General features: G+C 73.8%; 18 protein-coding genes. 7 read left to right on the top strand and 11 right to left on the bottom strand.

The genetic code is table 11. The features are described 5' to 3' along the window. Window positions 1–108 precede the first annotated feature (108 nt). The 6 genes from WBQ80_RS08455 to WBQ80_RS08430 are packed head-to-tail and all read right to left on the bottom strand — an operon-like array spanning window position 109 to window position 6,137. Window positions 109–921: an ABC transporter permease gene (locus tag WBQ80_RS08455; RefSeq protein WP_336571679.1), complete on the bottom strand. Its 813-nt coding sequence runs from the start codon at window positions 919–921 to the stop codon at window positions 109–111. Further along, window positions 921–1,805, bottom strand: coding sequence for an ABC transporter ATP-binding protein (locus tag WBQ80_RS08450; protein ID WP_336571680.1), 885 nt, complete (start codon window positions 1,803–1,805; stop codon window positions 921–923). The genes WBQ80_RS08455 and WBQ80_RS08450 overlap by 1 nt, the downstream gene beginning before the upstream one ends. Beyond that, window positions 1,802–2,806, bottom strand: coding sequence for an ABC transporter permease (locus tag WBQ80_RS08445; protein ID WP_442892690.1), 1,005 nt, complete (start codon window positions 2,804–2,806; stop codon window positions 1,802–1,804). Before WBQ80_RS08445 ends, WBQ80_RS08450 begins: the two co-directional genes overlap by 4 nt. After that, window positions 2,803–3,819: a TIGR03842 family LLM class F420-dependent oxidoreductase gene (locus tag WBQ80_RS08440; RefSeq protein ID WP_336571681.1), complete on the bottom strand. Its 1,017-nt coding sequence runs from the start codon at window positions 3,817–3,819 to the stop codon at window positions 2,803–2,805. The genes WBQ80_RS08445 and WBQ80_RS08440 overlap by 4 nt, the downstream gene beginning before the upstream one ends. 8 nt (window positions 3,820–3,827) lie before the next feature. Further along, window positions 3,828–5,264, bottom strand: coding sequence for a dihydropyrimidinase (gene hydA / locus WBQ80_RS08435; protein WP_336571682.1), 1,437 nt, complete (start codon window positions 5,262–5,264; stop codon window positions 3,828–3,830). Between the two features lie 24 nt (window positions 5,265–5,288). Further along, window positions 5,289–6,137, bottom strand: coding sequence for a nitrilase-related carbon-nitrogen hydrolase (locus WBQ80_RS08430; protein ID WP_336571683.1), 849 nt, complete (start codon window positions 6,135–6,137; stop codon window positions 5,289–5,291). Window positions 6,138–6,399: 262 nt separating this feature from the next. Here WBQ80_RS08430 and WBQ80_RS08425 point away from each other — a divergent pair, with 262 nt between their 5' ends. Then, entirely contained in the window at window positions 6,400–7,794 is a 1,395-nt protein-coding gene (locus tag WBQ80_RS08425) for an aminotransferase class I/II-fold pyridoxal phosphate-dependent enzyme (RefSeq protein WP_336571684.1), read from the top strand. Between the two features lie 133 nt (window positions 7,795–7,927). Here WBQ80_RS08425 and WBQ80_RS08420 read toward each other — a convergent pair whose 3' ends face one another. From WBQ80_RS08420 to WBQ80_RS08400, 5 genes are all read right to left on the bottom strand, one after another. Then, complete coding sequence (locus WBQ80_RS08420; protein ID WP_336571685.1) at window positions 7,928–9,988, bottom strand: elongation factor G; 2,061 nt, start codon at window positions 9,986–9,988, stop codon at window positions 7,928–7,930. A 152-nt stretch (window positions 9,989–10,140) separates the two neighbouring features. Continuing rightward, window positions 10,141–11,019 (bottom strand): LLM class flavin-dependent oxidoreductase, encoded by an 879-nt coding sequence (locus tag WBQ80_RS08415; RefSeq protein WP_336571686.1) that lies wholly within the window; start codon window positions 11,017–11,019, stop codon window positions 10,141–10,143. 56 nt (window positions 11,020–11,075) lie between these two features. After that, complete coding sequence (locus WBQ80_RS08410) at window positions 11,076–11,435, bottom strand: Ig-like domain-containing protein (protein WP_337282520.1); 360 nt, start codon at window positions 11,433–11,435, stop codon at window positions 11,076–11,078. A 4-nt stretch (window positions 11,436–11,439) separates the two neighbouring features. Further along, entirely contained in the window at window positions 11,440–11,724 is a 285-nt protein-coding gene (locus WBQ80_RS08405) for a hypothetical protein (RefSeq protein ID WP_337282519.1), read from the bottom strand. 237 nt (window positions 11,725–11,961) lie between these two features. Next, window positions 11,962–13,311 (bottom strand): phosphoribosyltransferase family protein, encoded by a 1,350-nt coding sequence (locus WBQ80_RS08400; protein ID WP_336571688.1) that lies wholly within the window; start codon window positions 13,309–13,311, stop codon window positions 11,962–11,964. A 110-nt stretch (window positions 13,312–13,421) separates the two neighbouring features. Here WBQ80_RS08400 and WBQ80_RS08395 point away from each other — a divergent pair, with 110 nt between their 5' ends. The 6 genes from WBQ80_RS08395 (at window position 13,422) to WBQ80_RS08370 (ending at window position 19,735) form a co-directional block, all read left to right on the top strand. Continuing rightward, complete coding sequence (locus tag WBQ80_RS08395) at window positions 13,422–14,411, top strand: zinc-dependent alcohol dehydrogenase family protein (RefSeq protein ID WP_336571689.1); 990 nt, start codon at window positions 13,422–13,424, stop codon at window positions 14,409–14,411. A gap of 69 nt (window positions 14,412–14,480) precedes the next feature. Next, window positions 14,481–15,545, top strand: coding sequence for a 2-phospho-L-lactate transferase (cofD, locus tag WBQ80_RS08390; protein WP_336571690.1), 1,065 nt, complete (start codon window positions 14,481–14,483; stop codon window positions 15,543–15,545). A gap of 69 nt (window positions 15,546–15,614) precedes the next feature. Further along, window positions 15,615–16,694, top strand: a complete 1,080-nt coding sequence (locus WBQ80_RS08385) for an NAD-dependent epimerase/dehydratase family protein (RefSeq protein WP_336571691.1) — start codon at window positions 15,615–15,617, stop codon at window positions 16,692–16,694. 82 nt (window positions 16,695–16,776) lie between these two features. Then, complete coding sequence (locus WBQ80_RS08380; RefSeq protein WP_336571692.1) at window positions 16,777–17,787, top strand: putative F420-0 ABC transporter substrate-binding protein; 1,011 nt, start codon at window positions 16,777–16,779, stop codon at window positions 17,785–17,787. Continuing rightward, window positions 17,787–18,875 (top strand): putative F420-0 ABC transporter permease subunit, encoded by a 1,089-nt coding sequence (locus tag WBQ80_RS08375; protein ID WP_336571693.1) that lies wholly within the window; start codon window positions 17,787–17,789, stop codon window positions 18,873–18,875. The genes WBQ80_RS08380 and WBQ80_RS08375 overlap by 1 nt, the downstream gene beginning before the upstream one ends. Continuing rightward, window positions 18,872–19,735: an ABC transporter ATP-binding protein gene (locus WBQ80_RS08370; protein ID WP_336571694.1), complete on the top strand. Its 864-nt coding sequence runs from the start codon at window positions 18,872–18,874 to the stop codon at window positions 19,733–19,735. The genes WBQ80_RS08375 and WBQ80_RS08370 overlap by 4 nt, the downstream gene beginning before the upstream one ends. Window positions 19,736–19,780 lie beyond the last annotated feature (45 nt).

The raw sequence follows: 19,780 nt of genomic DNA, 5'->3' as shown, positions 1-19,780 counted from the left end.
GTGCGGTGGTGCTGGTGGTGCCATCCCCTGCAGGGCGGGGACGCCTGTGCCGGACCGCGTGGTGGGCGGTGCGGGCGAGCGGATGCCGCGGGGCCGGCCGGGTGCGCGTCATCGCGCACCTCCGGCCGGTCCGCGGCGCAGCACGAGCCGTTCGAGTCCGAGGGTGACGAGGTAGAACGCCAGGCCGAGCGCGATGGACGCGAGGACGTACGCCCAGGCCCGGGCGTAGGCGCTCGACGCGGCCGACGTCGAGATGAGCGCGCCCAGGCCGCCGCGCGGCCCGCCGAAGTACTCGGCGACGAGGGCGGAGATGACCGCGAGCGACGAGGCGATCCGGATGCCGGTGAGCACGAACGGGACGGCGGTCGGCAGCGTGAGGCTGCGCAGCACCTGCTGCGGGCTCGCGGCGTACGCCTTCATGAGGTCCCGGTGCACGGGCGCGGTCTGCCGGAACCCGCGGAGGGTGTTGATGAACACCGGCACGAACGAGGCCAGCGCGGCGATCGCCTGCCGGCCGAACTGGCTGTCGGCACCGAACATCGAGTTGAGCACGGGGGCGAGGGCGACGATCGGCACGACGGCGAGCGCGGCCACGACCGGCGCGCTCATGCGGTCGACGACCTTCCAGCGCGCGGCGACGGCCGCGAGCAGGATGCCGAGCAGCGATCCGACGATGAGGCCGATGAGCGCGTTGGTGCCGGTGACGATCGTCGCGGAGACGATCGACGGCCAGAACTCGACGAACTCCTCGATGATCGACGCGGGGCTCGGCAGCAGGTAGTCGGAGACCCCGACCACGCTGACCAGGAACTGCCACAGCCCCAGCACGATCAGCCCGACCGCGATGGGCGCGACGATGCGCAGCGTCGCCTCGGTGCGGGGGCTCATGCGGCTCGGGCGTCCGGCGGTCGTGGCGGTCATCAGCGATTCTCCACCCCGCGGGGCACGGATGGCGCGGGGGCGCCGCCGTGCAGCGCCTCGCGCACCGCGGTGACCATGTCGAAGAAGGCGCGCTCCTCGCGGAGCTCCTCGGTCCGGGCGGCCCGCTCGGCCTCGGCGCCGAGGCGCATGGGCACGACCTGCTGGATTCGACCCGGCCGCGGCGACATCACGACGACGCGGTCGGAGAGGAAGACCGCCTCGGGGATCGAGTGCGTCACGAACACGACCGCGGCGCCGGTCTCGGCCGAGATGCGCACGAGCTCGGTCTGCATCTTCTCGCGCGTCATCTCGTCGAGTGCGCCGAACGGCTCGTCCATGAGCAGCAGCCGGGGCTGCTCGGCGAGCGCGCGCGCGATCGCCACGCGCTGCTGCATGCCGCCGGACAGCTGGTCGGGGTAGCGGTCGGCGAAGTCCGACAGGCCGACCATCTCGAGCAGGTGCGCGACGCGGCTCCGGCGGTCGGCGGATGCCGCCCCGTGCAGCTCGAGCGGAAGGGCGACGTTCGCGGCGACCGTGCGCCACGGCAGGAGGCCCGCCTGCTGGAACGCGATGCCGTAGTCCTGGTCGAGCCGGGCCTGCTTCGCGGACTTGCCGAAGACGGTGAGCGTGCCGCCGCTCGGCTGGTCGAGGTCGGCGACGAGGCGCATGAGCGTCGACTTGCCGCATCCGCTCGGGCCGATGAGCGAGACGAACTCGCCCGGCGCGATCGAGAGGTCGATGGCCTCGAGCGCGTGCACCTGGCCGGTGCGCGTCTCGAACACCTTGTCGACGGCCCGCACCTCGACGGCGGCCGGCGACGCCGCGGGCCGGACTTCCCCTGCCGGTCGAGGCCCTCGAGACCCCGAGTGCTGCACGTCCGTCATGCGGACTCCTCCGATCGTCGGTAGTTCTTGAGGATCACGCCGAGCACCGCGACCGAGCCGGCGGCGACGAGGCCGAGCAGGATGGCGCCGAAGATCGGGCCCCACGCCTTGGCGGGGTCGCCGGAGGCCTGTCCGGCGAACTGGATGAGGATGCGGCCGATGCCCCCCTGGAGGCCCGTCGAGACCTCGGCGACGACGGCGCCGATGACCGCGTTCGCCGCGCCGAGCCGGAGCGCGGGCAGCAGGTAGGGCACGGCGGCCGGGAACCGGAGCTTGACGAGCGTCTGCCAGTAGCCGGCCGCGTAGGACTGCATGAGCTCCGTGTGCATCCGGTCGGGCGACTGCAGCCCCTTGAGGGCGCCGATCGCGATCGGGAAGAACGCGAGGTAGCTCGCGATGAGCGCCACCGACATCCAGTCCTGCCACTCGAACGAGCCGACCTCGACGCGCGAGCCCCAGCTCTTGACGACGGGGGCGAACGCGATGAGCGGCACCGTCTGGCTGAGCACGATCCAGGGCAGCAGCCCCCATTCGGCGATCCGCCAGCGCTGCATGACGAGCGCGAGGCCGATGCCGACGACGACGCCCACGAGCCATCCGGCTGCGGCGATGCCGAGCGTCGTGAGCGCCGCGAGGAGCACCACGAGCCAGAGCGGCTGCGCCGACGGCGAGCGCGTGACGGGTTCCGCGAGCCGGGACAGCATGTCCCAGACGTGCGGCATGGCGAGGTCGGTCGACCGGGGGAGCACCCGCGTGTCGCCGATGACCACGCCGTCGTCGGGCGCGAGGAGCTTGTAGGCCTCCCAGAGGAGGGCGATCACGAGGATGCCGGCGAGCCCCCAGGCCCAGACCGCGGCGGTCCGGCCCGCGCGGCGCGAGCGGCTCGTCGGTGGTCGGGCAGCGAGTCCCGGCGAGCGTACCGGGGCCTCCGCCTCGGTCTCCGCAGGACTCGACACGCGAGGCGCTTCGCGGCTCGCCACTCGACCACCGGTGCCGGTCATGACTTCGCCGCGACGTGCTCGGAGAGCGCCGGGATCACGGTCTCGCCGTAGACCCGCAGCGTCTCCTCCTTGTTGTCGTGCTGGAGGTAGCCGGCGAACTGGTCGACGCCCAGCTCGGCGAGGGCCTTCAGCTTCCGGATGTGCTGGTCGGCCGAGCCGAGCACGCAGAACCGCTCGACGATCTCGTCCGGCACGAAGTCGACGTGGTCGTTCTCGGCCCTGCCGTGGGTGTTGTAGTCGTACCCCTCGCGACCCCGGATGTAGTCGGTGAGCGCGTCGGGCACCGTGCCGTGCGCGCCGTACTTGGCGACGATGTCGGCGACGTGGTTGCCCACCATCCCGCCGAACCACCGGCACTGGTCGCGCATGTGCGACCAGTCGTCGCCGATGTACATGGGCGCGGCGACGCAGAACTTCACCGACATCGGGTCGCGGCCGACCTTCTCGGCGGCGTCGCGGACGGTCTTGATCATCCACTCGGCGATGTCGAGGTCGGCCAGCTGCAGGATGAACCCGTCGCCCACCTCGCCCGCGACGCGGAGCGCCATGGGACCGTACGCGGCGACCCACACCTCGAGCTCGGACCCCGTGCTCCACGGGAACCGGATGTTCGCGCCGTGGTACTCGACCGACCGAGAGTTGCCGAGCTCGCGGATCACGTGGATCGACTCGCGCAGCTCGGTCATCGTCGTCGGCTTGCCGTTCGTGACGCGCACCGCCGAGTCGCCGCGGCCGATGCCGCACACCGTGCGGTTGCCGAACATCTCGTTGAGGGTCGCGAAGACGGATGCCGTGACCGTCCAGTCGCGCGTCGCCGGGTTCGTCACGAACGGCCCGACCTTGATGCGCCGGGTCTGCGCGAGGATCTGGCTGTAGATGACGTAGGGCTCCTGCCAGAGGATGTGCGAGTCGAACGTCCACACGTGGCTGAAGCCGTGCACCTCGGCGAGCTTCGCGAGCTGGATGGTCCGCGATGCCGGGGGGTTGGTCTGCAGGACCGCTCCGAATTCCATCTCGCTCCTTAGATGAGGTACTGGCTGAGTCCGCGCTTGAGGAAGCGCCCGTCGCCCTTGGCGCCGACGTAGGTGTCGTTCTCGACGACGACCTTGCCGCGGCTCATGACCGTGTCGACCTTGCCGTCGATCTCGTAGCCCTCCCACGCCGAGTAGTCCATGTTCATGTGGTGGGTCTTCTCGAGGCCGATCGACGTGTGGCCGTTCGGGTCGTACACGACGATGTCGGCGTCGGCGCCGGGCTGGATGACGCCCTTGGTGCCGTAGAGCCCGAACATCCGAGCCGGGGTCGTGCTCGTGAGCTCGACCCACCGCTCGAGCGTGATCTCGCCCGTCACGACGCCCTGGTACATGAGGTCCATCCGGTGCTCGATCGACCCGATGCCGTTCGGGATTTTCCGGAAGTCGCCGAGCCCGAGCTCCTTCTGGTCCTTCATGCAGAACGGGCAGTGATCGGTCGAGACCATCTGCAGGTCGTTGGTGCGCAGCGCCTGCCACATCGAGTCCTGGTGGCCCTCGGCGCGGCTGCGGAGCGGCGTCGAGCACACCCACTTCGCGCCCTCGAACGCGCCCCACTCGTCGCTCCTCGCGCCGAGCTGGTCCTCCAGCGAGAGGTACAGGTACTGCGGGCAGGTCTCGCCGTAGACGTTCTGGCCGCGGTCGCGCGCCCACGCGAGCTGCTCGACCGCCTGCTTCGCCGAGACGTGCACCACGTACAGCGGCGCACCGGTGACCTTCGCGAGCATGATCGCGCGGTGCGTGGCCTCCTCCTCCATCTCCCAGGCGCGGGCGATGCCGTGGTAGTACGGGTCGGTCTTGCCCTGGTCGACGAGCTGCTGCGCGAGCACGTCGATCGCGGGACCGTTCTCGGCGTGCATCATCGTGAGCAGCCCGGTGTCGCGCGAGACCTGCATGGCCTTGAGGATCTGCGCGTCGTCCGAGTAGAAGACGCCCGGGTAGGCCATGAACATCTTGAAGCTCGTGATGCCCTCGTCGGGGAGCTTGCGCATGGCCGCGAGGGACGCCTCGTGCACGTCGCCCACGATCTGGTGGAATCCGTAGTCGATCGCGCAGTTGCCGCCGGCCTTCTCGTGCCAGGCGGCCAGGCCGTCCTCGATGCGCTGGCCGTACGTCTGCACGGCGAAGTCGATGATCGAGGTCGTGCCGCCGTGCGCCGCGGCCCGGGTGCCCGACTCGAAGGTGTCGGATGCCTCGGTGCCGCCGAACGGCAGCTGCATGTGCGTGTGCGCGTCGATGCCGCCGGGGATCACGTACTTCCCGGTGGCGTCGACGACGCGGTCGACGGATGCCGCGACATCCGTGCCCATGAGCGGACTGCCGGGCTGCAGGACGGCGACGATGCGCTCGCCGTCGACGAGCACGTCGGCCTCGACGCGGCCGGTCGCGCTCACCACGGTGCCGCCGGAGATGAGGGTGGTCGTCATGTCTCGCTCCTTCGCGACTCGTCGTCACGGCCTCGGGATGGACGTGTAGGAGTCGGGTCGGCGGTCGCGGTAGAACTGCCAGGTGTTGCGCACCTCGCGGATGAGGTCGAGGTCGAGGTCGCGGACGACGACCTCCTCATGGTCCTCCGAGCCGTACTCGCCGACGAGGTTGCCCCGCGGGTCGACGAACTGGCTCTTGCCGTAGAAGGTCACGGCGAGTTCGCCGTACTCGTTGTCCTCCTTGCCGACGCGGTTGGGCGCGGCGACGAAGTAGCCGTTGGCGGCGGCGGCAGCCGGCTGCTCGATCTCCCACAGGCGGTTGGAGAGCGCGGGCTTGGTGGCGTTGGGGTTGAACACGATCTGCGCGCCGTTGAGGCCGAGCTCGCGCCATCCCTCGGGGAAGTGCCGGTCGTAGCAGATGTAGACGCCCACCGGGCCGACGGCGGTGTTGAACACCGGGTAGCCGAGGTTGCCGGGGCGGAAGTAGAACTTCTCCCAGAACTTGTCGAGGTTCGGGATGTGGTGCTTGCGGTACTTGCCGAGGATCTCGCCGTCGGCGTCGACGACGACCGCGGTGTTGTAATAGACGCCGGGCTGCTCCTCCTCGTAGATCGGGAGGATCACGACCATGCCGAGCTCCTTCGCGAGCTTCGCGAAGCGCTGCACGATGGGACCGTCGGCGGGCTCGGCGTAGTCGTAGTACTTCACGTCCTCCGTGATGCCGAAGTACGGACCGTAGAACAGCTCTTGGAAGCAGATCACCTGGGCGCCCTGCTCCTTGGCCTGCCGGGCGAACTGCTCGTGCTTGTCGAGCATCGACTCCTTGTCGCCCGTCCAGGTCGTCTGGGTGATGGCCGCTCGAACGATCGTCATGTTGCCTCCTGAATCGGTCGGCGCCGTTGCCGCCCGCTGGACAGGCCGTGGAGCTAGTGCCTGTCTCGCGTGCCGCGACGCCGAGCAGTGGTGCCGAGGATCGACGTCGGCCGGGGGCCGACGGCGAGTGCCGAACGGGGCTTGCGACCCGTTCTGTTATTCTTCGGCGTGAACATTTCCCTTATGTTTCAGTCTGTGACGTGGTGGTTAAACATCCTGTCGCGTGCTGCGTGAGGAGGCAATGGTGGGATCTGCTCTTCGCATGGACGTCTCCGAGCTGAGATCGCTCGCCCCCTTCGACGACACGACGCCTCGCGGCATCGCCGGAGACCTGGCACGACTGGTGAACAGCGGGGAGCTCGGCGGCGGGGTGCGCCTGCCGACGGTGCGCGAGCTGGCCTCCGAACTGGGGGTGAGCCCCGCCACCGTCAGCCAGGCCTGGCAGGCGCTCGCGCGCGCCGGGCTCATCGAGTCGCGGGGCCGCGCGGGGAGCTTCGTGCGGCGCGGCGCCGCCGACGGACCGGCGACGCGCATGCGCGGCATGGCGGCGCCCGACGATCCGGTGCGGCTCGACCTGTCGCGCGGCACGCCCGACCCCCTGCTGCTGCCCTCGCTCGGACCGGCGATCTCGCGCATCTCGGCCCGCGCCGACGTCGGCAGCTACCAGGACGAGCCCGTGCTGCCGGCGCTCGCCGCGGTGCTGCGCCGCTCGTGGCCGAGCGAGGCCGACGCGATCGCCGTCGTCGACGGCGCGCTCGACGCCATCTCGCGCACGCTCGACCAGGCCGTGCGCTTCGGCGACCGCGTGGTCGTCGAGCACCCCGGCTTCCCGCCGTTCCTCGACCTGCTCGACCTGATCGGCGCCGAGGCCGTCCCCGTCGCGATCGACGAGCACGGGATGTCGCCCGACGGGCTCGCCGCAGCGCTCCGCCGGCGCCCGAGCGCGGTGCTGCTGCAGCCGCGCGCGCAGAACCCGACGGGAGCGTCGATGACCCCGGCGCGCGTCGAGGCGCTGGCCCGCGTCATCCGCTCGGCCGAGGGCGTCGACGACCTCGTCGTCATCGAGGACGACCACTCGGGGCTCATCTCGACCGAGGGCGACGTGACCCTGGGCACGCACCTGCCCGACCGAGTCGTGCACGTGCGCAGCTTCGCCAAGTCGCACGGCCCGGACCTGCGCATCGCCGCGGTCGGCGGCCCGCGCGACCTCATGGCCCGCATCGCTGCCCGCCGCATGCTCGGCCCGGGCTGGACCTCGCGGCTGCTGCAGTCGATCCTGCTCGACCTGCTGACGGATGGCGCCGCGATCGACGCCGTCGCCGAGGCCCGGCGCGCGTACTACACCCGCCAGCGTGCGCTCGGCGACGCGCTGCGGTCGCGCGGGGTCCCCGTTTCGCACGCCGACGGCATCAACCTGTGGATGCCCGTGCTCTCGGAGCGGTCGACGCTGGTGCAGCTCGCCGCGGCGGGGATCCGGGTCGCCGGCGGGACGCCGTTCCTGGCGGCGTCGGCGGGCGGCGGCGCAGTCGCGGGCGCTCGCCGCGGGCCGGAGGGCGAGTTCGTCCGGGTCACCGTCGGCGTCGTGCGCGAGGATGCGGCATCCGTGGCCGACGCGCTCGCGGGCGCGGCCCGCCATCTCGCCGCGGGCGGCTACTGACGTCGCACCCTGTCGCCTCGCCGCGGGCGGCTACTGACGTCGCACCCTGTCGCCGAGTGATGCCGTTGCCGCCGAGTGATGGCGTTGCACCGGCATCACTCGGCGCGAACGGTCTCACTCGCCGGGCGTGCGATCACGCGCGGGCGTGGTTCGGCGCCTTCGCGTAGTGGTCGGGAGCCATGGTGAGCTCGGCCTGGCCCGCCGTGATCGAGCGCAGGTCGAGCACGTAGCGCGCGAGCTCGGCCTCGGGCACGTGCGCCACCACGCGGGCCCGCCCACCGTCGGCGGACTCGGTCGCGTGCACGCGCCCGCGCCGCCCCGACAGGTCGGTGAGCACGGCGCCCTGCAGGTCGTTCGGCACGGTCACCGTCACGGCCGACACGGGCTCGAGCAGCACCGTGCCCGCCTCGGCGAGCGCGGCCTTCACGCCGATGGATGCCGCGGTCCGGAACGCCATCTCGGACGAGTCCACCGAGTGCGACTTGCCGTCGTACAGCTCGACGCGCACGTCGACCACGGGATGGCCCTGCGGTCCCCCGGCCGCGAGCGCGTCGCGCGCGCCCTTCTCGACCGCGCCGATGTACTGCCGCGGGACCGCGCCGCCGGTCACCGAGTCCACGAACTCGAACCCGCTGCCGGGCGGCAGGGGCGACACGCGCAGCTGCACCACGGCGAACTGGCCGTGCCCGCCCGACTGCTTCTTGAGCTTGCCCTCCACCTGCGCGGATCCGGCGATCGTCTCGCGGTAGGCGACGGGCGCCCGCCCGGTGTTCACGTGCACGCCGAACACGCGTGCGAGCCGCTCGACGGCGACGGCGAGGTGCGTGTCGCCGAGGCCGCGCAGCACCGTCTGGTCGCCCGCGCGGTCGATCACGAGGGTCGGATCCTCGGCGACCAGGCGTGCGAGCGCGCCCGACATCTTCTCGTCGTCGGACTGCGACGCCGGGTCGAGGCTCACGGCGTAGACGGGCGGGCGGGCGGGCAGCGCCGCCGGGCGCGCCGTGCCGGAGGGACGCGACCACAGCAGCGACCCCGACGGCGACCCGGTGAGCTTCGCGACCGCGCCGACCTCGCCGGCCGACAGCGTCCCGGCCGTCAGGTGCTCGTTGCCTCGCAGCCGGAACAGCCCGTGGATGCGCTCGTCGACGCCGGTCGTGGCGTTCCGGAGCTTGTCGCCGGTGCGGAGCGTGCCCGAGAGCACCTTGAGCATGGACACCTGGCCGACGAACGGATCGGCGACCGTGCGGAACACGTGCACGACGGTCTCGCCCGACGGGTTCGGTGCGACCTTCACCTCGGTGCCGCCCGTGCCCTCCCCGACGCGGATGCGCCCGTCGCGATCGGTGGCGGCGGGCGTGAGTTCGCAGAGGAGATCCGCGACCCGGTCGACCCCCGTCTCGGTGAGTCCGGAGCACACGAGGACCGGCACGGCCTCGCCCGCGGCGACCTCGCGCGCGAACGTCCGCTCGAGGTCGGCGACCGACGGCTCGTTGCCCTCGAGGTACGACTCGAGCTGCGCGTCGTCGTGCGAGACGATGTCCTCCGTCACCTCGACGTGCATGCGGTGCTCCTCCGCCTCCGCCTCGGGCGGCAGCGGTTCGTCGTGGTGGTGCCCGGTGTCGTCGTACACGTGGGCCTGCTCGCTCAGCACGTCGGCGATCGCGCGGAACCCCGCTTCCTCGCCGAGCGGCAGCTCGAGCGCCCACAGGTGGTCGCCGAAGGCGTCGCGCAGCTCGGCGAGCACCCGGCGGAAGTCGGCGCGCGCCTTGTCCTCCTGCGTCACCACGACCACGCGCGGCACCCCCGCCGCCTCCGCGGCGGCCCACGCGGCGCGCGTGCCCCCGGTGACGCCGTCGACCGCGCTCACCACGACCACCGCGGCATCCGCGACCGAGAGCGCCGCGTCGACACCGCCCACGAAGTCGGGGTGCCCCGGGGTGTCGGCGAGCGTGATCGCGTACCGCGTCCCGTCGGGACCGGTCCAGTCGACGCAGGCGAGTGAGAGCCCGAGGCTCGTGTGCCGGGCGATCTCCTCGGGCTCGTGGTCGCAGACGGTCGTGCCGTTCTCGACGCTGCCCGCCCTCGGGATGACGCCGGCGCGATGCAGCAGCGCCTCTGCGAGCGTGGTCTTGCCCGAGCCCGCCCCGCCCACGAGGGCGATGGTCCGGTGGGTCGGAGTGGATGCGTCGTTCATGAGGCCTCCCGCGCCGCTGCGGATCCGTGCCTCCATCGTGTCGCGGACGGGCCGCGAACGCCAGAGGCCGGAGGTCCTTCGTCCGCGGGCCGAGGAGGCCGCCCACGGCCGTCTCGGGACCGGCCGGGGTCGCGATGCGCGGCCGCCGGCGGCTACCCGACCGCTCGGGCGGCCCCGCGACGATCCGCGACGAGTGCACGGGTCTCGGGCACGACGCGAGCCGCGACGTCGCCGAGGAACGCCTCGTCGTCGCCGGTCACGATGAACGTGTCGACCCCGTGGCGGATCGCGAGGTCGGCGAGCACGTCCGGCCGGGCCTCGCGCGGTCCGACGTTCAGCAGTCGGCGGATGCCACGGGGGTCCCGCCCCGCGGCCGTCGCCGCCGAGTCGATCACCGCGTTCCCGGCGTCGAGCGTCTCCGTCCCGCCCTCGAGGCGCGCGAAGGAGGGCAGCCATCCGTCGGCGGAGCGACCGACGAGCCGCAATCCCCTGGGCTTCAGCACCCCGAGCCAGATCGGCAGCGGCCGCTGCACGGGCGCCGGCCCGCGCTTGGCGCCCCGGATCGGATGGAACCGGTGGTCGAGGAACACGCCGCCCGCGGCATCCGTGTCGTGCAGTTCGCGGATGACCGTGATCGCCTCGGCCAGCGCGTCGCCCGACTCGGCCGGCGTGCGGACGGGCGCGCCCATCGCCTCGGCGGCCTGCGCGAAGCCGCCGGCGCCGAGCGCGAGCACCACGCGCCCCCCGGTGAGCAGGTCGAGGGATGCCGCCGCACGGGCGAGGACCGCAGGCGGTCGGAGCAGCAGGTTGTGCACGTTGGCCGAGATGCGGATGCGGCTCGTCCGCGCGCCGACCCAGCTCATGAGCGTCCACGTGTCGAGGAACCGCGGCTGGTACGGGTGGTCCTGGAACGTCGCGAACTCGTACCCTGCCTCCTCGCTCGCGAGTGCGAGCGCGACGGTCCGCTCCGGGTCGAGCGCCGACGGGGTGATGAACGTCCCGAATTCGAGGGGCCGGCCGTAGTCGGGCATGACGCCACGCTACGCGGGGGCGACCGCGCTCGCACGCAGGCCGACCCGGCCGGATGTCACGGGCGACCCGGTCGGCCCGACTTGTTGAACGTCACCGTGCCGTCCGTCGAGGTCGATGCGACGTTGGGGTTGCCTGCCGCGTCGACCACCGCCCCGGCCGGGATGCTCGCGGTCACCGTGCCGCCCTTGCTCATGCCGGTCACCTGCACCCGGTACTGCGTGGCGGAGAGGGCGACGACGGTCGCACCGGCGGGCTTCGCGGTGCCGCGCAGCTGCACGTCTGCACCGGTGAACCCGTTCACGGGCTCCGAGAACACCACGTCGAACACGATCGGCGAGGTGCCGCTCGGATCGGGCTGGGCCGATCCCTGGTCGATGGTCACGGTCGGCGACGTGCCGTCGACCGCGAAGACCACGGTGTCATCCGTCGACGTCGACGCGACGTTCAGGTTCCCCCGTCCCGTCGGCCGCCACGTCCGCCGGCACCGCCGCGATCACCGTGCCCGACAGCGACATCCCGCCGACCTCGACCGTGTACACCGTCGACGACACCGGCACCACCACACCGACCGTCGGATCCGCCGTCCCCGACAACAGCACATCACCGGTCTCGAACCCCGTCACCGGCTCCGAGAACACCACATCGAACACGATCGGCGAGGTGCCGCTCGGATCCGCCTGACCCGACCCCTGGTCGATGGTCACGGTCGGCGCCACCTCATCCGCCCAGGCCGGCAGCGCGGTGATCGCGGCGGCGCCGGAGAGGAGCGCGAGTGCTGCGGCCGCGGCGGCCGCGCGGATCGATCGGCCGCTCGGGCCGCGAGGGGACTGAGGGGCTGGGACCGAGTACATCGCCGGACTCCTTCGTCGGCCGGGTCGCGGTCAGGATCCCAGAACCGCGGGCGCCCCACAAGCGCTGAACTGCCCCCGGAACGAGGCACGTCACGGGCCTCCGCCGACCCCGTCCGCCGTGGCATCCGCCGCCGCTTCGTCGAACCAGCGCAGGAACCAGTCCCGGGCGAGGATCGCGACCTCGGCGAGCGTCCCGTCCTCCTCGAACAGGTGGGTCGCGCCGGGCACGACGGCGAGCTCGCTCGGCGCGGCGAGTCGCCGCTGCGCGTCGCGGTTCAGTTCGAGCACCCGGTCGTCGGCGCCGCCCACGATGAGCAGGGTCGGCGCGCGCACGTCGCCGAGCCGCTCCCCCGCGAGGTCCGGGCGTCCCCCGCGCGAGACGACCGCACGGAGGTCGACGCCCGGCTCGGCCGCCGCCCACAGGGCGGCGCCGCCGCCCGTGCTCGCGCCGAAGCACCCGACCGGCAGTCCACGGGCCTCCGGCCGCTCGCGCAGCCACGCGACCGCCACTCCCAGTCGTGACGCGAGCAGCGGGATGTCGAACACGTTCGCGCGGTCCGACTCCTCGCCCTCCTCGCCCGGCACGAGCAGGTCGAGGAGCAGGGTCCCGAGACCGGCGCGTTCGAGCGCCTCGGCGACGAGCCGGTTCCGCGGACTGCGCCGGCTGCTGCCGCTGCCGTGCGCGAAGACGACGAACCCCGTCGGCCGATCGGGCACCCGCAGGTCGGCGGGGAGCTCGATGGTCCCGTGCGGAACGCGCTCGTCAGAAGCGCGAGCGGATGCCGCGGGCCGCCACGCCTCCCCGCGGATGCGGCGCCGGGCGGCGTCGAGCAGCAGCACGACCTCGTCGTCGCTCGTCGCCGAGAAGTCCCCGTACGCCTGCCCCACCGCATGGAACCGGCGCGGCACGGTCGCGCAGACGACCTCGCCCGCCGACGGCACGTGCGCCGCGACATCCGCGGGCCCGACCGGAACGGCGAGCACCACGCGACGGGCGCCGAGCGATCGCGCGACCCGGCAGGCGACCTCGGCGGTGGCCCCCGTCGCCACGCCGTCGTCGACCACGATCGCGGTGACGCCGACGAGCGGATGCGGCGGCTCGCCGCGACGGAGGAGGGCGACGCGGCGCTCGAGCACGGCACGCTCGCGCCGCTCCACGTCGGAGAGCTCGCCGATGGAGACCCCCGCGGCGCCGAGCAGCTCGGCGTCGACCAGCCTGGCGCCGCCCTCGCCGATCGCCCCCATCGCGACCTCGGGCTCGGCGGGCATGCCGAGCTTGCGGACCACGATCACGTCGAGCGGCAAGCCCAGTCCCTCGGCGACCGCCGCGGCGACCGGGACGCCGCCGCGGGGAAGCCCCAGCACCACGGCCCGTTCGCCGCGGAACCGTTCCAGGCGGGAGAGGAGCTGCGCCGCCGCATCGAGCCGATCGCGGTACACCCTCCCAGCGTGCGTCGACGGATGCCGCGCAGCGAGTGTCATTGGTCCCGGCGGCGGCGCGGGCATCCGTCGCACGCTGGAGGGGCGCACCCGCGCGGAAGGGGGCCCGCATGGAGGGCTGGACCACCGTCGGCGACGGCGACCTGACGGCGTCGGCGCTGCCCGAGCCGGAGCCGGCCGGGGACGAGCTCGTCGTCGAGGTGATCGCGTGCGGGGTGTGCCGTACCGACCTGCACGTCATCGACGGCGAACTGGCACCGCACCGCTCGCCCGTGGTGCCGGGCCATCAGGTCGTCGGCCGGATCGTCGGGCTCGGCCCGCGGGTGCGTCGGTCGCGTGAGGGCGACCTCGTGGGGATCGCCTGGCTCCGCTCGACGTGCGGCTCGTGCCGCTGGTGCCGGTGGGGCCGCGAGAACCTCTGTCCCGACGCGACCTTCACGGGGTGGGATGCGGACGGCGGTTACGCCGGACTCGCGACCGTGCCCGAGTCGTTCGCGTACCCCCTTCCCCGCGACGCCGATCCGGCCGGGATCGCGCCGTTGCTGTGCGCGGGGATCATCGGCTACCGCGCGCTGCGGCGCGCGAACCTGCCGCCCGGCGGACGGCTGGGCATCTACGGGTTCGGCTCGAGTGCGCACCTGACCGCGCGCCTCGCCATGGCCGAGGGCGCCAGGGTCTCGGCCATGACCCGCGGCGAGGGCAACCGGGCGCTCGCCCGCGAGCTCGGCGCGGAGTTCGTCGGCGGCGAGGTCGCCGAACCGCCCGAGCCGCTCGACGCGGCGATCGTGTTCGCACCGGCGGGCGGACTCGTCCCGGCCGCCCTGCACGCGACGGCGCGAGGCGGGACGGTCGTGCTGGCGGGCATCCACATGACCGACATCCCGGCGATGACCTACCCCGAGCACCTGTTCCTCGAGCGCGACCTGCGCAGCGTCACCGCGAACACGCGCGCCGACGGCGACGAGTTCCTGCGCCTGGCGGTGGCGCTCGACCTGCGGCCGACCGCGACGCCGTATCCGTTCGCCCGGGCGCCGGAGGCGGTCGGCGACCTCCGGGCGGGTCGCGCCTCGGGCTCGCTCGTGCTCGTGCGCGACGCCTGAGCCCCCGGCACGATCATCCGGGCGGGCCCGGGGCCCGACGACACCACCGCGCGGCGATACCGTGGAACGGTGAAGGTCACGGTGCTCGCGGGCGGGGTCGGAGGCGCGCGCTTCGTGCGCGGACTGCGCGAGGAGTGCGCCCGGCGGTGGCCGGCCGAGCCGGGCACGCCGGCCGCGGCGGACGGCACGCCCGCGACATCCGCCGAGATCACCGTCGTCGTCAACACCGGCGACGACCTCTGGCTCGCGGGCGTGCGGCTCATGCCCGACTTCGACTCGCTGCTGTACGCGCTCGCGGGCGTCAACGACGCCGAGCGCGGGTGGGGGCGCGCGGGCGAGACGGAACGCGTCGCGGCCGAGCTGCGCGAGTGGGGCGTCGGGTGGCCGTGGTTCACGCTCGGCGACCTCGACCTCGGCACCCACCTCGCGCGCACGTCCTGGCTCCGCGAGGGCCTCACGCCGTCGCAGGTGGGCGAGCGGCTGCAGCGCCGGTGGCCGCTCGGCGTCCGCCTCATCCCCGCGACCGACGCCGAGGTCGACACGCACGTGCGCATCGACCCCGAACTGCCCGAGGCGGAGGGACGCGGCGAACTGCACTTCCAGGAGTGGTGGACCCGCCACCGCGCGTCGATCCCCGCCCTGGGGTTCGTCCAGCGCGACCTCGCCGCGGCACGCCCGGCGCCCGGGGTCGAGCCGGCGATCGCCGACGCCGACGTGGTGCTGCTCGCCCCGTCCAACCCGGTCGTGTCGATCGGCACGATCCTCGCCGTCCCCGGCCTGCGCGAGGCGCTCGCCGCGACGGATGCCCCGGTCGTGGGCGTGTCCCCGATCATCGGCGGCAGGGTGGTGCGCGGCATGGCCGACGCGTGCCTCGCGGCCATCGGGGTCGAGACGGATGCCGCGGCCGTCGCCCGGCACTACGGCGCGCGTCGCGCGGCCGACGTCGACCCGGCGGCGACCGGCCTGCTCGACGGCTGGCTCGTCGACGAGGCGGATGCCGCGGCGGTGCCCGGGCTCGCAGCCGACGGCATCGCCGCGACCTCCGTGCCGCTGTGGATGCGCGACCTCGACTCCTCGGCGGCGCTCGCGGGCGACGCCCTCGACCTCGCCGCCCGGTTGCGCACCGGCGCCTGACCGCGCGTCAAGCCCGTTCCCTGCGAGCCCGGCGGCGCGTACCGTCGCCGGGGACCGGAGGGGGCCCGGATGCGCATCGTCATCGTCGGAGCGACGGGCAACGTGGGGACCGCCGTGCTGCGTCGCCTGCACGGAGTCGGCCACGAGCTGGTCGGCGCCGTGCGCCGGCCGCCCGACGAGGGAGCGGCGCCCTACGACGGAGTCGACTGGCACCGCGTCGACGTGGCGCAGCCCGAGGCCGCCCTCCAGCTGGAGCGGGCCTTCGCCGGGGCCGACGCGGTCCTCCACCTCGCGTGGTTGCTGCAGCCCAACCGGCGCGAGGCCGTCATGCGGGCCACCAACGTCGACGGAACCTGGCAGGTGCTCTCGGCGGCCGCGCGGGCGGGCGTGCCGCACGTCGTGGTCGTCTCGTCCGTCGCGGCGTACAGCGCGGGGCCGAAGACCACGAGGGTCGGCGAGGACTGGCCGACCGGCGGCATCCACAGCTCGCACTACAGCCGGCACAAGGCCGCGACCGAACGGCTGTTCGACGAGTTCGAGGCGCGCCATCCGGACGTCGTGCTCACCCGGGTTCGGCCGGGCCTCGTGTTCCAGCGCGACGCGGCCACCGAGGTCGGTCGACTGTTCGTCGGCGCCCGGCGACCGCGACGCTGGATCGGCCGGCTGCGCCCGCCCGTCCTGCCGATGCCGCGCGAGGTGATCTCGCAGGCCGTGCACGCCGACGACCTCGCCGACGCCCTCGCCCGCATCATCGAGCTCCGTGCGCCCGGCGCGTTCAACATCGCGGGCGAGCCCGTCCTCGATCCCGAGCAGGTCCGCCGGGTGATCGGCGCCCGCACGGTGGTCCCGGTGCCGCGCGCCGTCGTTCGCGCGGCGATGTGGACGGGATGGGTCCTCGGCGTGCAGGCGGCCGACCCGGGATGGCTCGACATCGCGACCAACGTGCCCGTCATGTCGACCGAGCGGGCCCGCCGCGACCTCGGCTGGACTCCGCAGCGGCGCTCGACCGACGCGCTCCGGGAGATGCTCGACGGCGTCGGGGACGCGGCGCACCTGCCGGCGTCGCCGCCCCTGGCCCGCCAGGGCGGCCGGGCTGCCGCCGCACCGCGCCATCGGCATAGACTTGGTGCGACCGCCGGTCGGGCTTGACCGGCGGAGTCGGCCCGGGATTGGGCCGCGATTCGCCGACGACTGTCGGACCACGAACACGCACGCCGTCCCGGAGGTCCCCATGCCCGCCGTCCCCCGTCGTCCCCGCCGAGCAGCACGCGCCGCCGCGCTCGCCGCCGCCGCCGCTTCCGTCGTCCTGCTCGCCGGGTGCGCGAACGACGCCGACACCGGCACAGGGGCCGAACCCGCGGCCGCGGCATCCGGGTTCCCGCTGACGATCGACAACTGCGGCACCGAGGTGACCTTCGAGCAGGCTCCCGAACGCGTCGTCGCCGTCAAGTCCTCGACGCTCGAGCTGCTCCTCGCCCTCGGCCTCGAGGACCGCGTCGTGGGCGCGGCCTTCACCGACGGCCCCGTCCCCGACGAGTACGCGGACGCCGCCGCGGGCATCGAGATCCTGTCCGACCGCGTGCCCTCCCAGGAGGCCACGCTCGCCGCCGAGCCGGATCTCGTGTTCGCCGGCTGGGAGTCGAACCTCACGGCCGAGGGCGCCGGCGACCGGGCCACGCTCGAGCAGCTCGGCGTGCGCACCTACGTCGCGCCGGCGGCGTGCCAGGGCGAGGGCTACCGGCCCGACCCGCTCACCTTCGACGGGGTCTTCGCCGGGTTCGAGCAGGCCGGCGAGATCTTCGGCGTGACGGATGCCGCGGCCGACCTCGTCGCCGAGCAGCGCGACGCGCTCGCCGCGATCGAGCCGAGCAGGGCCGGGCTCACCGCGCTCTGGTACTCGTCGGGCGACGACCAGCCCTTCGTCGGCGCCGGCACGGGCGCGCCGCAGATGATCATGGAGGCCGCCGGGCTCGAGAACGTCGTCGCCGACGTGCGCGACTCGTGGACCTCGCTGTCGTGGGAGGCCGTCGTCGACGCGGATCCCGACGTGATCGTGCTCGTCGATGCCGCGTGGAACACGGCCGAGTCGAAGATCGCGAAGCTCGAGGCCAACCCGGCCACCGCCGCGATGCCGGCCGTGCAGCAGGGTCGGTACGTGATCGTCGACTTCCCCGCGACCGAGGCCGGCGTGCGCAACGTCGACGCGGTCGCCTCGATCGTGGAGCAGCTCGGGAGCCTCTGATGACGATGCGGGCGAGCACGGCGACGGATGCCTCGGGGCCGGCGACCGCTCCCGCGGCGCCGACGCCCGGCGGCGGCACCCGCACCGCCACCGCGGTCGGTGCGGGCGTCGCGCTCGTCGGGCTGCTCGCGGCATCCGTCGTGCTCGCGGTCACGATCGGACCGGCCGGACTCGCACCCGCCGACGTGCTCGCCTCGATCGCCGCGCACCTCGGCCTCGGCGAGCCGACGCTGTCGCCGCTGCGCGACGGCATCGTGTGGGAGCTTCGGATGCCGCGCGTGCTCACCGCCGCCGCGGTCGGCGCGGGCCTCGCGATCTGCGGCGTGGTCATGCAGGCGCTCACGCGCAACCCGCTCGCCGACCCGTACCTGCTCGGGTTGTCGTCGGGTGCGTCGGTCGGCGCCGTGATCGTGCTGGTGCTCGGCATGGCCGTCGCGCTGCCGGTGGCCGCGTTCGCGGGCGCGCTCGCCGCGCTGGCGGCGACGCTCGGCCTCGCGCGCGCGGCGGGCGGGCTCGGCCCGACCACGACGGTGCTCGCGGGCCTCGCGGTCTCGGCCGTGTTCGGCGCGATCACGAGCCTCGTGATCTTCTGGAGTGCGACCAACGACAGCTACCGCGAGATCCTCAACTGGCTGCTCGGGTCGCTCTCGGGGGCGGACTGGCCTGCGGTCGCGCTCGCCGGCGGCGCCCTGCTCCTCGTCGGCGTGCCGCTGCTCGCGACCGGGCGCACGCTCGACGCCTTCGCGTTCGGCGACACCGCGGCATCCGCCCTGGGAGTGCACGTGCCGCGGACGCGGGCGCTGCTGCTCATCGCGACGGCGCTGCTCACCGGCGCCCTCGTCGCCGTGAGCGGCGCGATCGGCTTCGTCGGGCTGATCCTGCCGCACGCCGTCCGGCTCGTGGTCGGCTCGCGCCACCGCGCCCTGCTGCCGCTCTCCGCGCTGGCGGGCGCGGTGTTCCTCGTGTGGGTCGACACGGGCGCGCGCACGCTGTTCGATCCGCGGGAACTGCCGGTCGGCATCCTGACCGCCCTCGTCGGCGGACCGGTGTTCGCGGCGCTGATGCTGCGCGCGCGGAGGGCCTCGTGAGCGCGCTGCGGCCGGGGGCCGGCCTCGAGGGGTCGCGGGTCTCCTTCGCACGGGGCTCGCGCCTCGTCGTCGACGGCGTCGACATCACCGTGCCCCGCGGGGCGGTCGGCGCCCTGCTCGGACCGAACGGCGCCGGGAAGTCGACGCTGCTCCACCTCGTCGCCGGCGTCGAGGCGGCGGATGTCGCGGCGCTCACGCTCGACGGCGACGACCTGGTCTCGCTGCGCCGGCGGGAGCGCGCCCGCCGCATCGCCCTCGTCGAGCAGGACGCGCAGGCGCCCGACGGCCTCCGGGTCGAGCACGTGGTCGGCCTCGGCCGCATCCCGCACCAGTCCGCGTGGGGCGGCGGCACCTCGCGCGACCGCGAGGTCGTCACGCGTTCGCTGGTCGCCGCGGGAGCCGCGGAGTTCGCGGCGCGGCGCTACGACGAGCTGTCGGGCGGCGAGCGGCAGCGCGTGAACCTCGCCCGCGCCCTCGCACAGCAACCCGAGCTGCTGCTCCTCGACGAACCCACGAACCACCTCGACATCCGTGCCCAGCTCTCGACGCTCGGGCTGCTGCGACGACTCGCCGCCGACGGGCTCAGCGTGCTCGCGGCACTCCACGACCTGTCGCTCGCCGCGTCGTACGCCGATCACGTCGTGGTGCTCGCGCGCGGCCGCGTGGTCGCGGCCGGCGCGCCGACCGCGGTGCTCACCCCCGCGCTCATCCGCGCCGTGTGGGGGGTCGAGGCGCACGTGATGGCGCATCCCGCGACCGGACGGCCGCTGATCGCGTTCGCCGAACCGGACGCCGATGCGGCGGCGCCCGACCCGGCTGAGGAGCCGGCGCCGAGCGACGGGCTCCACGTCCGCGGCTGAGGCACCCGCCCGACCGCGCCTTCTACCCCGTATGCGGGGTGGCGC

Source organism: Agromyces sp. CCNWLW213, assembly GCF_037199545.1.
In the GTDB taxonomy this organism is placed as follows: Bacteria; Actinomycetota; Actinomycetes; order Actinomycetales; family Microbacteriaceae; genus Agromyces.
The sequence above is the reverse complement of the archived record's forward strand: the minus strand, read 5'-3'. Positions and strand labels throughout refer to the sequence as shown.